The organism is Sporofaciens musculi (genome assembly GCF_009830285.1).
Taxonomy (GTDB): domain Bacteria; phylum Bacillota; class Clostridia; order Lachnospirales; family Lachnospiraceae; genus Sporofaciens; species Sporofaciens musculi.
Map to the genome: position 1 here is coordinate 2107542 of NZ_WUQX01000001.1, position 14746 is coordinate 2122287.

13 protein-coding genes are annotated in these 14746 nt (G+C 45.1%); 10 read left to right on the forward strand and 3 right to left on the reverse strand.

The annotated features are described in order from the left end of the window. Positions 1-238 precede the first annotated feature (238 nt). Both GN277_RS10515 and GN277_RS10520 read left to right on the forward strand, forming a co-directional pair. A complete protein-coding gene (locus GN277_RS10515; protein WP_159750990.1) occupies positions 239-439 on the forward strand; it encodes a hypothetical protein in 201 nt (66 codons plus the stop codon). Continuing rightward, positions 414-1130 carry a putative PEP-binding protein gene (locus tag GN277_RS10520; protein WP_159750991.1) on the forward strand — a complete coding sequence of 239 codons (717 nt, stop codon included), beginning with the start codon at positions 414-416 and terminating at the stop codon, positions 1128-1130. Before GN277_RS10515 ends, GN277_RS10520 begins: the two co-directional genes overlap by 26 nt. A 275-nt stretch (positions 1131-1405) precedes the next feature. Here GN277_RS10520 and GN277_RS10525 read toward each other — a convergent pair whose 3' ends face one another. After that, entirely contained in the window at positions 1406-1810 is a 405-nt protein-coding gene (locus GN277_RS10525; protein WP_159750992.1) for a type II toxin-antitoxin system HicB family antitoxin, read from the reverse strand. 28 nt (positions 1811-1838) lie between these two features. Further along, the gene (locus tag GN277_RS10530; RefSeq protein ID WP_159750993.1) at positions 1839-2027 is read right to left on the reverse strand and encodes a type II toxin-antitoxin system HicA family toxin; all 189 of its coding nucleotides are present in this window, start codon (positions 2025-2027) and stop codon (positions 1839-1841) included. A 177-nt stretch (positions 2028-2204) separates the two neighbouring features. Here GN277_RS10530 and GN277_RS10535 point away from each other — a divergent pair, with 177 nt between their 5' ends. From GN277_RS10535 to GN277_RS10565, 7 genes are all read left to right on the forward strand, one after another. Then, entirely contained in the window at positions 2205-4793 is a 2589-nt protein-coding gene (locus GN277_RS10535) for an N-acetylglucosaminidase (RefSeq protein WP_159750994.1), read from the forward strand. Positions 4794-4897: 104 nt separating this feature from the next. After that, entirely contained in the window at positions 4898-5107 is a 210-nt protein-coding gene (locus GN277_RS10540) for a hypothetical protein (RefSeq protein WP_286151972.1), read from the forward strand. A gap of 322 nt (positions 5108-5429) precedes the next feature. Beyond that, a complete protein-coding gene (locus GN277_RS10545; RefSeq protein ID WP_159750995.1) occupies positions 5430-7016 on the forward strand; it encodes a sodium:solute symporter family protein in 1587 nt (528 codons plus the stop codon). Positions 7017-7153: 137 nt separating this feature from the next. After that, positions 7154-9142, forward strand: a complete 1989-nt coding sequence (locus tag GN277_RS10550; RefSeq protein WP_159750996.1) for a 2-isopropylmalate synthase — start codon at positions 7154-7156, stop codon at positions 9140-9142. A gap of 19 nt (positions 9143-9161) precedes the next feature. Next, complete coding sequence (locus GN277_RS10555) at positions 9162-10400, forward strand: metal-dependent hydrolase family protein (RefSeq protein WP_204162733.1); 1239 nt, start codon at positions 9162-9164, stop codon at positions 10398-10400. 405 nt (positions 10401-10805) lie between these two features. Further along, positions 10806-11069: a type II toxin-antitoxin system RelB/DinJ family antitoxin gene (locus GN277_RS10560; protein ID WP_159750997.1), complete on the forward strand. Its 264-nt coding sequence runs from the start codon at positions 10806-10808 to the stop codon at positions 11067-11069. 3 nt (positions 11070-11072) lie between these two features. Continuing rightward, positions 11073-11351, forward strand: coding sequence for a type II toxin-antitoxin system YafQ family toxin (locus tag GN277_RS10565; RefSeq protein WP_159750998.1), 279 nt, complete (start codon positions 11073-11075; stop codon positions 11349-11351). A 36-nt stretch (positions 11352-11387) separates the two neighbouring features. Here GN277_RS10565 and GN277_RS10570 read toward each other — a convergent pair whose 3' ends face one another. Then, positions 11388-12755 carry an MATE family efflux transporter gene (locus GN277_RS10570; protein ID WP_159756631.1) on the reverse strand — a complete coding sequence of 456 codons (1368 nt, stop codon included), beginning with the start codon at positions 12753-12755 and terminating at the stop codon, positions 11388-11390. Between the two features lie 144 nt (positions 12756-12899). Between GN277_RS10570 and GN277_RS10575 the strand changes: the two genes are divergently transcribed. Further along, positions 12900-14687, forward strand: a complete 1788-nt coding sequence (locus GN277_RS10575) for an aminopeptidase P family protein (protein ID WP_159750999.1) — start codon at positions 12900-12902, stop codon at positions 14685-14687. Positions 14688-14746 lie beyond the last annotated feature (59 nt).

Consider the following 14746-nt stretch of genomic DNA (forward strand, 5'->3'; position numbering starts at 1 on the left):
AAAATTAATAATTTTTATAGAAATTGTAATTTAGAGGATGATGATGAATGTGTGGTTACATGTATATATCCGTCTATATGGGAAGATAAGAATAAAACAATAGAAATTATTATTGCCAATGAATCAAATAATGTAATTGGTGCTAGAAGTAAAGTAAATAATATTGACATAGAAGACTATAAATTATCTCTTAAAACTTTATGTGAATCAATAAAAATAAGAAAAACACACTGACAATTTGATTGATATCAAGAATTTGAATGTAATCGAAACTAAAGATGGTGTTCCAATAAAGTTATTTGCGACAGTTAAAAATAAATCAAATGCTATTTATGCAAATCAAGTTGGGATTAAATCGGCAGGTCTTATAAGTACAGAGTTTTTTCAGCCAATAGATTCTTTTGAAAAATCGTATGCAGAGTCTAAGGGATATTTGTGAATATTTTAATGATGGTGTCTCAGCAATACGGTTATTTGATTATGATCAAAATAAAAGTTACTTTTTTGAAAATAATAAATTTGAAAGGGGAATAAGAGCATATGAAAGTAAAAAGGTTCGACAAATAATAGATGCTCAATTGAAAGGGTGTGTATATTTAAGTAAAAATTATTCTATAGAAATTGTAATTCCATTTGTAACAAACATTCAAGATATAATTACAATAAAAAATAAGTTAAAAGAATATGATAGTAATATTCCTGTATGTGTGATGATAGAAAATCCTGCATCATATTTATCAGTGAAAGAATTTGCTGAATATGTAAATTCTTTTTCTATTGGAACAAATGATCTTTTACAATATTTTTTTGCATGTGATAGAGATTCTATAAGTAAAGAAATAAATTATATAAATCCGTATTCTAAAGCGTTAATAGATTTTTGGCAATTATATCCTTCAAATCTTCTTAATAAAACTAGAATATGTGGGCAGTTGCCTATTTATCCATACATGTTACAGACATTAATACAATTAGGATTTAAAAATTTTTCTATTCCTTCACCAATGATACCTTTTGTTGCAAAAAAAATAAAAAATATATCACTTTGTCAAGAATTTATTGCACATCTTAAAACTTTAACGAATGATGATGAAGTTAGAAATTATATAATAGCAACAATGTTAAAATAATATGTACGTGGAAAATAGTATTTCACTTGTCAAATACAGAATACGCAGGGCGTGCGAGCTGTTGTCTGAGTATTTTAAAGAGAATGATGTATGAAATTATCAAACCATATGTTAAGAAAGCAACTTGGCGCGAAAATAAAGTTTATTATACAGAAAAAAATGCAGGAAACCACGGGGCTGTCTGAGAGGGCGGAGATTTGATTATCTTATAAACCATTACGATAAGATGTGACCTGGAAACAGAAGGGAGATGAACCCTGCTGTTTCCAAGAATTTCAGAACTTGATCTGCAATTTCTGCATAAGAGCCTCTTGTAAAACCTGAGAGAAATTTATGCCAATGGACGTAGCTTCCTCGTTGAGCCATTCTGGAATACTAAGCGTTTTTTTAACAGATCGGGGGCTGGTTCTTTTTTTATATGCCAGTAGGTCGAATTCGATTACAACAAGGAAAGCATCTTTTTCGACGGTTATATCAGTAGGGTCTGATGGTTCTGGTAAGGCTTCGCTTTCAGCTTCGCGTGATGTGAGCGCTAGGCCGAGAGCATTGACAGCCATTTCATATGCTTGTGTCATATTGTCTCCCTCAGTAAGACATTCTGGAATATCTGGGAAGGTAATCCAGAAGCCTCCTTCCTCGGCTTTGTGAAAAATAGCGGGATAAAATACTAATCTATTCATGCAGATACCTCCATTTTTAATGACAGAGCTACTTTAGCCCCGCCTGCTTTAATATTGCTTGCTCTAATCCTTTTTTCATGGCCTGTGAATGATAAGGAACGATTACCTGTTTTCCAGTTTCGGGATTCCTTAATTTTACGTGGGAACCGTTTTGACTGACAGCTATAAAACCATTTTGCTTCAACATTTTAATGATTTCCTTTGGTGTTAATGGCATCTATTGAATCTCCTTTCCTTATCATGTATTTATTATAATACGTAATATTACGTGTGTCAATAACTTAACATCTCTTAACAATTCCTTAATATATTGAAAAATTTACCAATAAGTGATAAAATTATTTATGTACCAGCAGACACATTTTGATTAATAAGGGGCAAAGGAGGAGTTAAATTGCAAAGAATAAGAAGATTCCTGGTACTTACACTTCTTGTATGTCTTGGCGCGACGCTGCCGGACATAATGAGTCATGCAGAGGAAATGTCAGGGGAGCAGACATCTGCAGGATCAGGATTAGAGGATGAGAACTCTCAGCGTCTGGATGCGGTTACGGCTATGGATGAAGCCGGTAACATTTTTGAAGTGGACGAGGAGGGAGGAGAGCTTAACGATCCAGGGATTGCCGCATATTCACGGGACATTTCTGTGAAGGTGGTCAATTTCCGGACAAAGGGCAATGCAGTTACAAATTATACGGAATATAAAACAGGGGCGGCAGGCTATACCAACGGCGCATATGGCGCGGATGCCGCTTACCTTGGGACGAACGGCGGTAAGGTTCGTTTCATGCTGTCAGGCGTTGTGGGGGAGGTGTCCGCAGACGAGGTCCAGGTGGTGGATTTTTCAAATGCCAAGTCGATTAGTTATTATGCCGTGGAGGGAGGAAGGCTGCGCCATTATATTACTCAGGACATGTCGTTAGAAAAGCACGCCACTTCTCTGGATAACGGCAGCGCGCCTACATACCTGCAGGCAGGGGTAACCTATTATAGCTATGACGGACATTATTTCTATACAGATTATGGAACTATGATAGGGGATTACCAGAATGAGACAAGAGCAGCTTCTGTGAATTCGGGAAATCCCTATTACAACTATTACCAATATCTGCCGTTTCGCAGCAGAACCTCATACAGCGGGCAAGAGCTTAACAGCCTGATGATAGGAAAGATAAATGGTTCGTCGAAGTTAAATAACACCGGAGATTATTTTACCAACAGCCAGAATACCTACGGGGTGAATGCACTCATTATGACCGGTATTGCGGCAAATGAAAGCGGATGGGGGACAAGCAGTATCTGCCAGAATAAGAATAACCTGTTTGGGCTTAATGCAGTGGACGCGTCTCCGGGAACCAGCGCCAACACCTATGCAAGCGTGGAGGAATGTATCCGCCAGTTTGCAGACGGATGGATGTCCAGAAAATATCTGAATCCCAACGGCTGGACCTACAAAGGCGGCTTTCTTGGCAATAAGGCCAGCGGAGTGAATGTAAAATACGCCTCTGACCCTTACTGGGGCGAGAAGGCGGCGAATATTATCTGGCTTCTGGATGGGAACGGAGGCGGCAGAGATGCCTATGCCTATACCATCGGTATCAAGGATACCATTGCCACGGGCCATACTAGTGTAAATGTGCGCAATGGAAGCAGCCAGTCGTCAGCCAGCCTTTATAAGACCGGTGCGTCCTCCAACTATGCCGTGTTGCTTCAGGATATGGCAGCAGAGAATGGATATTACAGGATTCAGAGCGACGGTGTGCTAAGTGGTGATCGTTCTGGACTGAATACCAAAGCAGGAGAGTATCAGTTTGAGCAAATGTTTGCCTACATACACTCAGATTATGTGGCGGTTGTGAATCAGGGAGGAACTGTTGCGGCGAAGAAAGAGCTTCAGTCTGTCACCATCAGTCAGGCTCCTGCAAAGACTGTATATACAGCAGGCGAAGTATTTGATCCGGCAGGCATGGTCGTGACGGCAGGGTTCAGTGACGGTTCACAGGAAGATGTGACGTCGGTGATTACGTATAGCCAGGAACCGCTGCAGGCAGGTACGGGAAGTATCACGGTATCTTATACATATGAAGAAACTGTTATGTCAGCGGAGCAGGCAATTACTGTGAACGAGTCTGCGGCAACGCCAGAGCCGGATGAGGGTCAGCCGCCGGTAACGACCCCAACACCGGACGAAGTGACGCCACCGGTAACGACTCCGACGCCAGAGCCGACACCAGACGAAGTGACGCCGCCGGTAACGACTCCGACGCCAGAACCGACACCAGACGGAGTAACGCCCCCGATACCAGGGACAGATTCTACGGCAGGGACAGATTCTACGCCGAGTCCGACGCCAGGCGCAGAGGACAATTTGAATCCGATATCCGTCTCTGACACGAAATTAGACACAGAAGAGGACGGAAATACAGGAGACACTTCCACACCGGAGGCAACTTTGACACCTTCAGTTAAGAATGACAGTACAGGTATCTGGGTTCGCGGCGGAACCAGTGAAGGAGTTGCGTGTATGGTTGAAGTGGTTGCGAAGGATTCCGAGCCTTACCATACCTACATAGAGCCAGTCAAAGATAAAGTTATTCTTGGAGTCTATGACATTAGTTTGACAATAGGTCTGGCAGAAGGTGAAACGACAGAGGTTGGTATTCCTGTCGGGGAACAATACAATGGAAAGAAGACGGTTGTTCTGCATTATGACAGCAGTAAGGGATTGGAGAGGTTTACACCTGTGGTGGAGAACGGAGAAGTGGTTGTTAGGGTTTCTGGTTTCTCACCATTTGTGGTAGCGTTAGATGAAGCGCCGCCTGCTTCTTCTCCCAAGGCAGAGCAGAAGCCTCAAGAGGCCCAAGCCGTAAGGAGAGCGCCGGTGACAGGAGATGAAAGCCAGGCTGTGCTGTGGGGAGTACTGCTAACGCTGTCCTTTGGAATGATTTCTATGTATTTATTTAGTAAGAAGCGTATCAAATAGTAAGAAGAAAGGGAAACCCTTGGAGTGAAGATTCTGAGGGTTTTCCTTAGCAACAAATGCTTTACACCACAATCACCGATTGATATAATAAAAGTAGCAAGTAAATGGCACTTATAAAAGGTGGTGAGGATATAACGGAAAAAGAGATGTTAAAACTCTCAGTCGAAGAGTTCTCAAGGTTACAAGATTATATGATAGAATCCGACAAAGATTCTAACGCATATAAAAGAATGAAACGGCGTTATATTGAATTAAAAGTTATTCTTACGGCTTCAGGCATCAACATATCAGAACTCGATTATATTAAAGAGTAGCAGCTAAATAAGCAGATCAATATACGGATGAGCCGGCTAAGTATTGGCCATAGTTTAGGATTATGTATTGTATGAAAAAAGAATTAGAGAATATGGTACAACAAAATCGCAGAGTAATGTACTCTGCGATTTTGTTGTAAACAGCATGTCTATTATAACCATCATACACTGAGAAACCAGTACCTGATTTCATTACCTAATATTTTTTGAAAACAGGTTGACAGATATAAGCATGTATGCTAATATAATCAGGAATAATTTAGTACTTTAAAGCGTTACGCTTTAAAGTAAAACTAAATATATGGCTTGGAGGAAATGAGAGATGTCAAAGGAAATATTGTGTCTGATTATGTTGGTTATATTCTTTGCCGTCATGATCTATGTAGGGTTCTACTCAAGGAAGCATGCAACAGATGTAGACGGGTTTGTGCTGGGGGGCAGAGGCGTCGGCCCCTGGCTGACTGCGTTTGCCTTCGGAACGTCTTACTTTTCGGCGGTTATCTTCGTGGGATATGCCGGACAATTTGGCTGGAACTTTGGAATGTCCGCTACCTGGGCGGGCCTTGGCAATGCCTTTATCGGTTCGCTGCTTGCGTGGAACATTCTTGGAAGAAGAACCCGTGTCATGACCCAGCATTTGGATGCTAAGACCATGCCGGATTTTTTTGGAAAACGGTTTGATTCCGTTCCCCTTAAGGTAGCAGCTTCGGTTATCGTATTTATTTTTCTGATTCCCTATACTGCCTCTCTCTACAATGGGTTATCAAGCCTGTTTGGGCTGGTTTTTGATATCCCCTACTGGGTGGTAATTGCGGTGATGGCTGTGCTTACGGGATTTTACGTGATTTTCGGGGGATACATGGCTACGGCGATTAATGATTTTATTCAGGGAATTATTATGCTGTTTGGCATCTGCGCCGTGATTGGGGCTGTGTTGTCCGAAAACGGCGGCTTGCTTGAGGCCACGAAAACTCTTGCGTCCATTACAGGCGACGCAGGATGGGAGGGGGCGTATTCGGCTTTCCTTGGACCGGACCCTCTGGCGCTTCTGTTTGTGGTAGTCTTAACCTCCCTTGGTACGTGGGGGCTGCCTCAGATGGTGGGTAAGTTCTATGCCATTAAGAGTGAGAAGGATATACATAAGGGAACGGTGATTTCCACGGTGTTCGCCATCATCGTGGCAGGAGGATGTTATTTCCTGGGGGGCTTCGGGCGACTGTACGGTGATCAAGTGGTGATGAACGAGGCGACGGGAAAACCATTGTTCGACACCATTGTTCCTACCATGCTGTCTACTCTGCCGTCGGTGGTGATTGCGGTGGTAATCGTGCTGGTTTTGTCAGCGTCCATGTCCACTCTGTCTTCGCTGGTGCTGACCTCAAGCTCTACCTTCACTTTGGATGTGATTAAACCGGCAGTAAAGCAGGGGATGTCGGATAAGAAGCAGGTCATGATTATGCGGATTTTTATCGTGTTCTTTATTCTAGTATCGGCTGTGATAGCTATTTTTAAGGACGCACATCCAGAGGTGACGTTTATTGCCCAGATGATGGGCGTGTCCTGGGGGGCGCTTGCAGGGGCCTTTCTTGCACCGTTTTTATATGGCTTGTACTGGAAGGGGATTACCAAGATTTCCGTGGTAATATGCTTTTTCTGGGGCTGCGGGATTGCGCTTTTGCAGTTGTTTGTGACATTAGGTGGGGTTGATGTCACCGGATGGGGTATGGTGCTTGGATATATTTTTAAATCCTCCATCAATTCAGGTGTAATTGCAATGGTGGGAGGATTGGTACTTGTCCCTGTGATCAGTTTATTTACCAAGAAGCAGGACGGGGAAGAACTTGGGAAGATTTTCGCCTGCTATGATGAGATGGTGACGATTACCAAGAAGTCTTCACTTCAGGAGTAAGATTAATAGGATAAAATATATCAAGGAAAGTGATTAAAATCAGCACTTTCCTTTTTGTTGTACTTATGTTAGGATAAGAGTGTGTTAAAAAAGAGCAATAGTTTTGATTAATATTATACAAGGAGAGAGCAATAGTTATGAAGAATTGTAAGAAATATGAGAGAACCTATTTTATGCCGCCAGAGGTAACTTACGACTGGGTGAAGAAGGAGTACGTTGACAAACCGCCTATGTGGTGCAGCGTGGATTTGCGTGACGGGAACCAGGCTTTGATTGAGCCAATGAGCCTTGAGGAGAAGCTTGAGTTCTTCCAGATGTTGGTGGATATTGGGTTTAAGGAGATTGAAGTAGGATTTCCGGCGGCGTCTGAGACAGAATACCAGTTTATGCGGACGCTGATTGAAAAGGATATGATACCAGACGATGTGACGGTGCAAGTGTTGACCCAGGCCCGCGAGCACATCATTAAGAAGACCTTCGAGGCGGTTAAGGGAGCGCCGCATGCGGTGGTGCATCTGTATAACTCCACGTCGGTTGCTCAGCGTGAGCAGGTATTTAGAAAGAGCAAGGAGGAGATTAAACAGATTGCCATTGAAGGGGCCCGTCTTCTGTTAGAGCTGGCGTCTGAGACGGACGGGAATTTTACCTTCCAGTACAGTCCGGAGAGTTTTCCGGGGACTGAGGTGGATTATGCGGTGGAGGTCTGCAATGCGGTTCTGGATGTGTGGAAGCCAACGGCAGACAATAAGGCCATTATCAATATTCCCACCACTGTGGAGAATGCCATGCCCCATGTATTTGCCTGCCAGTTGGAATATGTGAATAAGCATCTTAATTACAGGGACAATGTGATTCTCTGTCTTCATCCTCACAATGACAGGGGATGCGGCGTTGCCACGGCAGAGCTTGGAATCCTGGCGGGAGCAGATCGAATTGAGGGAACGTTGTTTGGAAACGGAGAGCGTACTGGTAATGTGGATATTGTGACCATGGGAATGAATATGTACTCCCACGGCGTAGATCCTGGATTGGATTTCTCAGACATGAAGCACATCCGAGAGACCTATGAGCGCCTTACCAGGATGCATGTGTACGAACGGCAGCCTTACGCCGGAGATTTGGTGTTTACCGCATTTTCCGGCTCGCATCAGGATGCTATTGCCAAGGGCATGACCTGGAGGGAGGAGAAGGAGTGCGAGACATGGACGGTTCCGTACCTTCCCATTGACCCTCAGGATGTGGGAAGAAGATATGATTCAGATGTAATTCGTATCAACAGCCAGTCTGGTAAGGGTGGCGTTAATTATATTCTGAAGCAGAGCCATGGCATCAATCTGCCGCAGAAGATGCGGGAAGAGGTGGGATATCTGGTGAAGGATGTGTCGGATAAGGCGCACAAGGAGTTGACGCCGGACTGGGTATATCAGATTTTCTCAGACCACTATATCAACACCAGACCTGTATTCCATATCGACGAGTGCCATTTCAGGCAGGTGGACGGTATTACGGCGGATGTGACCATCAACCATGGCGGCGAGGCAAGGGTGATTACTGCTATGGGAAACGGACGTCTGGATGCGGTCAGCAATGCCATAAAGCAGTATTTCAATATCAGCTATGAGCTTCGTTTTTACGAGGAACATTCCCTGACCAGAGGCTCCTCCTCCAAGGCAGTCGCCTATGTAGGGATTGTGTGCAGCGGTAAGACCTTCTGGGGCGTGGGAATCGACGCGGATATTATCAAGTCCTCCATGGAGGCGCTGACGGTGGCTGTAAATAAGATTGAGGAGATTGGCAGCGCTGACGGATGTAAGGATGAGAGGATGATTGAGATCATGAATTATATCCAGGCAAATTATATTGATATCACACTGGATGATTTAGCGGAGAAGTTTTATCTGTCAAAGCCTTATATTTCCAAGTATATTAAGGAAAAATCCGGTCTGACCTTCGGAGAGCTGGTGAAGAAAATTCGGATGAAGAAGGCAAAGGCGCTGCTTAAGAGCAGCAATATGACGGTGGAGAATATTGCGCTGTCCGTAGGCTATCAGAATGTAGAGCATTTTAACCGGATGTTTAAGAAGGCTTATAATACCACGCCGATGCAGTTTCGGAATCAGAAGTAGGCCCAAAGGAGATAAAAGGATGATTATAGCGGCAAGATATTTAATAACAGGGGACGGAAAGACTGTACTTGAGAACCAGGCGGTGCTTACGGGTGCAGACGGAAAGATTCAGAAAATCGCACCCCTTACAGACATTACTAGGGAATATCCCAAGGAGGAGGTGAAGGACTATGGCGATGGGACCCTTCTTCCGGGCCTATGCGATATGCACGTTCATCTGGGCTACTGGTATTCTCAGCCGGACGGCTTCAACTATGGGTCCCAGTTGATTATGCTCTATGCCCTTCAGCATGCTCAGGCGGCGTTTGAACGGGGGATTACGTCTGTCAGGGATATGTCCTCTGCCCACGGCGTCTGTAAGAACTTAAAGCTGGCGGCGGAGAAGGGATTTGTCACCATTCCCAGGATTACCCACACGGATACCGGAATCTGTATGACCGGCGGCCATGCCTGGGAGGAGGTGGAGCAGGTTGACGGACCCTGGGAGGTCAGAAAGGAGATACGCAGACAGATACGCGACGGGGCTGAATGGGTGAAGGTCTTGACCACCCATCGAACCCACACGCCGGAGTTGACCCAGGAGGAGCTTGATGCGGCTGTGGACGAGTGCCACAGAAGGGGAATCAAGTGCGGCGTCCATGCGGGAACCAATCCGGGAATCCAGATGTGTATTGACGCCGGATTTGACACCATTGAACATGCAACCTTCATGACCCTTGACCATGCGAAGCAGATGGCAGAAAAGGGGATTGCCTGGACGCCCACCATCATGGCCTATACCTTGCTTTATGATATCTGTAAGGAGAATATGGAGAAGCATGCAGGCGCGCCTGCCGGAGATCCGGTGATGCAGAAGGAGATGAAGGATTACCAGTATTTTGAGCCTGCATATAAGGCATATCGGGACCATTTTAAAGAATTCTATGATACAGGCGTGACGGTGATTGCGGGAACGGATATGGTGATGTACCAGTCGCCCCTTTTGCCTCTGAATCGGGAACTTAAGTATATGGTGGAGTATGGTATTACGCCTGTCCAGGCCATTCAGACAGCCACCTCCAATCCGGCCAAGGTTCTTGGTGTGGAGGAGGAGAGAGGTCTGGTGAAGGAAGGGCTTGACGCGGATCTACTAGTGGTAGGCGGGGACTTGAGTAAGGACATTACCAGACTGGGCGACGTGAAGCTGGTTACTCTTGGCGGAAAGAGGGTATTTGAAAATGGAATCCGCTATGTGGGGACTGGTAATCTGACCATGTAATCTGCCAAAGCTTGGGGAAACTTGGCTAAATAGATAAGCAATACTGTTGAATGTAAAAAGGACATTCCTAAGGCAAGGGGGAGCGTCCTTTTTACATCCATAGGATTAAATCCCGATTTTGAGAAGCTCGGTCATTTCCCAGTCTGTCACTCTGCCTTAGTCAAAATAAAAAGCCCCTTCCTCGAAGACATCCGCCGGTGCACTTCTTTCGCAGCGCATGAGCGCCTTGCTCCTTGCCCGCAGAACCGCAAGACTGAAGGGCTTTCATATATTATTGAATCGGATGATTTCTTTAAGAATTATACAAACTAATATTGTAATTTTCAATCTTGAGCTATTAAATTATCGTTGTTTTTATATGACAAATATGATACAATTTTAATACAAATATATTGGAGGTGCATTATGGCTACATTACAAATACGTATTGATGATACAATTAAAAAACAGGCTGATACTTTATTTTCCAGTTTGGGGCTGGACACATCAACAGCAATCCGTATTTTTTTAAATGCCGCTATCGAAAACGCAGGTATCCCTTTTTCTGTGCAACATAAGACAATCCCCTATCAGCTTGAGGAGGCTGTTTATGATAGCCGTTTCCGAAGAAATCTTAATGGTCCTTTTGATCAAGCACAAGATGCCGTTGCCTCCATGCTGGAGGATTAACCTATGTATAAGATTGTCTACACGAATCGTATGAAAAAGGATGCCAAATTAATGAAAAAGCGGGGCAAGGATATGCAAAAACTTGTCAACGTGCTTTCAATGCTGGCTAATGGCAATTCTTTACCTGTCCAGTATAAAGACCACTCTTTAACTGGAAATCTACATGACTTCAGGGAATGTCATATAGAACCCGACTGGTTGCTTATGTACCAGATTTATGAAGATACTCTTATCCTTTCGGCTACTGCAACTGGTACCCATGCAGATCTGTTTGGGAAATAAGCCCCTGTTGTGTAAGCTTATCAAATCTATATACTACTATCCATTGGTTCCCTGAAGCATCCTTTCAGTTTTCCGTATGACTATAAAGTAACTGATGACCAGTATAATGGTTGCCCCCGTCCAAGCCATAATCTCCGCATAGAAAATCCCCTTTTCCCCAATGAGCATAGGGAGGAGGATGGCGGTCATGGCACGCATAACGAATTCCGCGACGCCGGAGACCAGTGGAAGAACTGTGTTGCCCATTCCCTGTATTGCAGAACGTGTGATGTGAAGGATATACAGAATGGGCAGACATACGCTCATGACGGCCAGATAATAATATGCGATGTTAAGTGTCTGTATGAATTCCTCCTGGGTGCCGGAGATGAACCACCCAAGAATCATCTTTCCGGCAAACAGCATCAAAAGGGCAATGACCAGAGAAGTTAAAAGGGCAATGAGTACGGCGGACTTCACTCCTTTGCGGATGCGGTCCGTCCTTCCCGCGCCGAGATTTTGTCCGGCGTATGTAACCATGGAATAGCCGTAGGAGGTGGCGGCCACCTCCAGCACGCCGTACAGCTTGTTGGTGGCAGTAAATCCGGCAATAAAGATGACGCCGAACCCATTTACCACGAATTGTACGATCATGCCCCCAACGGATATGATAGCATTCTGAAAGGCCATGGGAAATCCAAGCATCAGAAGGCGTAAGGGAAGCCGTCTGTCTGTTATGCAAAAATCAGAAGCCGCCAGCCTTAAAAGCTCAAGCTTGCGGATGTGGTACAGGCAGAACAGACTGGAAATCAACTGTGCAATCAAGGTTGCGACGGCGGCTCCGGCAATCCCGAACCCAAAGACCAGGACGAACAGAAGGTCAAGGGCGATATTGGTGATTGCGGCGACAATCATGGCATGTAAAGGCGTCTTGCCGTCCCCAAGGGAACGAAGGATGGATGCCAACAGATTGTACGCCATTACAATCGGGATGCCAAGATACATGATGCGCAGGTACAGCAAAGTGTCGGGAAGAATCTTTGGCGGTGTCTTAAGGAGATTTAAAACCGGATGGGCCAGCAGTTGTCCAGCTATGAGAAGCACCAGGGCGGATAAAAGGGACAGAACGGCGGAATGGCCGACAGATTTACGCAGGTTATCATATCGGCCTGCGCCGAACTCCTGTGCCATCAGGATTCCAAAGCCCTGGGTAAAGCCCTGGATAATTCCAAGCATCATCCAGTTCAGCCAGTCGGCGGCGCCTAAGGCGGCAAGGGCGCCCACGCCAAGAGCCTTTCCTACCACCATAGTGTCCACCACAGTATACAGTTGTTGAAATACATTGCCTACCATTAAGGGGAGGGCAAATGTGAAAATCAGGGAAGCGGGCTTCCCTTCCGTCATGTTTTTGATGTGTGCTGCCATCATCTTACCTCTTCTTTAATAATATCCGAAAGTTTCCGACAAAGCATAGCATAATTTTTATTGGGATTCAATATAAAAATTGTGCTTTAGCCTGTTTTATGTTACAGTATCCATATATTATTTTTTATGTAGGAGGTTTCGTTTATGAACGTAGCAGAAAGGATTTTTGCTCTCCGGTCACTCATGAAAGAAAAAGGGATTGACGCATATGTTGTGCCGACTGCCGACTTTCACCAGAGTGAATATGTAGGAGAGCATTTTAAGGCAAGAAAGTATATTTCCGGCTTTAGCGGCTCTTATGGAACGGTAGTCGTAACCAAAGACGATGGGGGACTCTGGACAGACGGAAGATATTTCTTCCAGGCGGAGAATGAGCTTAAGGACAGCGGGCTTCGTTTGATGAAGATGTTTGTAGGCGATACGCCGTCGATTACGGAATATCTGTGCGACCGTGTGCCTAAGGGCGGGACGGTTGCGTTTGACGGGCGCGTGCTGTCTATGGGAGAGGGGCAGGAATACGAGGAGGTGCTTAGTAAGAAGAAGATTCGTATTCACTATTCCATTGACTTGGTTGACGACATCTGGGAGGACCGCCCGCCTCTTTCTGACAAACCGGCATTTTTCCTGGAGGAGAAATATTCAGGTGAGAGTACTTCGTCAAAGCTTATGCGCGTGCGTAAGGCTATGGAGGAGTATGGGGCCGATTCCCATATTATTGCGTCACTGGATGATGTTTGCTGGCTTTTGAATGTGAGAGGAGATGATATTGATTTCTTCCCCCTCCTTCTTTCCTATGCCATTGTAAAGCAGGACAGGGTGGAGTTATATGTGGATGCTTCTAAGCTGGATGACAGGATTCTCGATGAGCTTAATAAAAACCACGTGACGGTTCATCCTTATAATGACATATATGAGGATGTAAAGAAAATGGATGCTTCAGGGACTGTGCTGATTGATCCAATGAAAATGAATTATGCCCTCTATAAAAATATTCCCTGTAAGATTGTAGAAGCTGCTAACCCCACTATTCTCATGAAAGCCATGAAGAATGAGGTAGAGCTTGAGAATATCCGCAAGGCACATATTAAGGACGGGGTGGCTGTTACCAAGTTCATGCACTGGATTAAGACCCGCTATGACAAGGAGACGATTACAGAGCTTAGCTCTGCCGCAAGGCTTACGGAGTTTCGCGCCGCCCAGGAGGGGTATATCAGGGACAGCTTCGAGCCTTTGTGCGCCTTTGCAGATCATGGGGCCATGATGCACTATTCTCCATGTGAGGAGACGGATGTACCCCTGTCTTCTGGCGCGTTCTTCTTAAATGATACAGGAGGCGGTTATTATGAAGGCTCTACCGATATCACCAGAACCTTTGTCCTTGGCTCTGTGGACGCGCAGATGAAGCGGTATTTTACGGCTGTGGTAAGGGCTATGATGCGCCTGTCCAGGGCTCGTTTCCTTTATGGCTGCTATGGTTATAATTTGGATGTGCTGGCCAGGGGGCCAATCTGGGATTTGGATTTGGATTATCAGTGCGGTACAGGCCATGGCGTGGGATATCTTGCCAATGTTCATGAGCCGCCCACAGGTTTCCGCTGGTATGTGGTTCCAAGCAAGAACGAACACCATCAGTTAGAGGAGGGCATGGTCATTACCGACGAGCCGGGAATCTATGAGGACGGGCAGTTTGGAATTCGCATTGAGAATGAGTTCGTGGTGAAAAAAGGCGTGAAGAATAAGTACGGGCAGTTTATGTATTTCGAGACCATTACGTTTGCCCCCATTGACTTGGACGGAATTGACCCAGAGGAGATGAGCCGAGATGAGCGGGAGTGGCTGAACCATTATCATGAGCAGGTCTATGAGAAGATTGGTCCCCGTTTGACAGAGGAAGAACGAGAGTGGCTTAAGGAGTATACAAGGCCTATTTAAAGTAAGTTCATACTACGAAGGGATATGATATATGTTTTAAAGGGAAGCTTAATGGAGAA

What these genes read in the sequence shown, in the direction of transcription:
- GN277_RS10575 (WP_159750999.1), top strand. Translation starts at nt 12,900, where the DNA reads ATGAACGTAGCAGAAAGGATTTTTGCTCTCCGGTCACTCATGAAAGAA.
- GN277_RS10525 (WP_159750992.1), bottom strand. Translation starts at nt 1,810, where the DNA reads ATGAATAGATTAGTATTTTATCCCGCTATTTTTCACAAAGCCGAGGAA.
- GN277_RS10520 (WP_159750991.1), top strand. Translation starts at nt 414, where the DNA reads ATGCAGAGTCTAAGGGATATTTGTGAATATTTTAATGATGGTGTCTCA.
- GN277_RS10570 (WP_159756631.1), bottom strand. Translation starts at nt 12,755, where the DNA reads ATGGCAGCACACATCAAAAACATGACGGAAGGGAAGCCCGCTTCCCTG.
- GN277_RS10565 (WP_159750998.1), top strand. Translation starts at nt 11,073, where the DNA reads ATGTATAAGATTGTCTACACGAATCGTATGAAAAAGGATGCCAAATTA.
- GN277_RS10545 (WP_159750995.1), top strand. Translation starts at nt 5,430, where the DNA reads ATGTCAAAGGAAATATTGTGTCTGATTATGTTGGTTATATTCTTTGCC.
- GN277_RS10530 (WP_159750993.1), bottom strand. Translation starts at nt 2,027, where the DNA reads ATGCCATTAACACCAAAGGAAATCATTAAAATGTTGAAGCAAAATGGT.
- GN277_RS10560 (WP_159750997.1), top strand. Translation starts at nt 10,806, where the DNA reads ATGGCTACATTACAAATACGTATTGATGATACAATTAAAAAACAGGCT.
- GN277_RS10550 (WP_159750996.1), top strand. Translation starts at nt 7,154, where the DNA reads ATGAAGAATTGTAAGAAATATGAGAGAACCTATTTTATGCCGCCAGAG.
- GN277_RS10540 (WP_286151972.1), top strand. Translation starts at nt 4,898, where the DNA reads ATGGCACTTATAAAAGGTGGTGAGGATATAACGGAAAAAGAGATGTTA.
- GN277_RS10555 (WP_204162733.1), top strand. Translation starts at nt 9,162, where the DNA reads ATGATTATAGCGGCAAGATATTTAATAACAGGGGACGGAAAGACTGTA.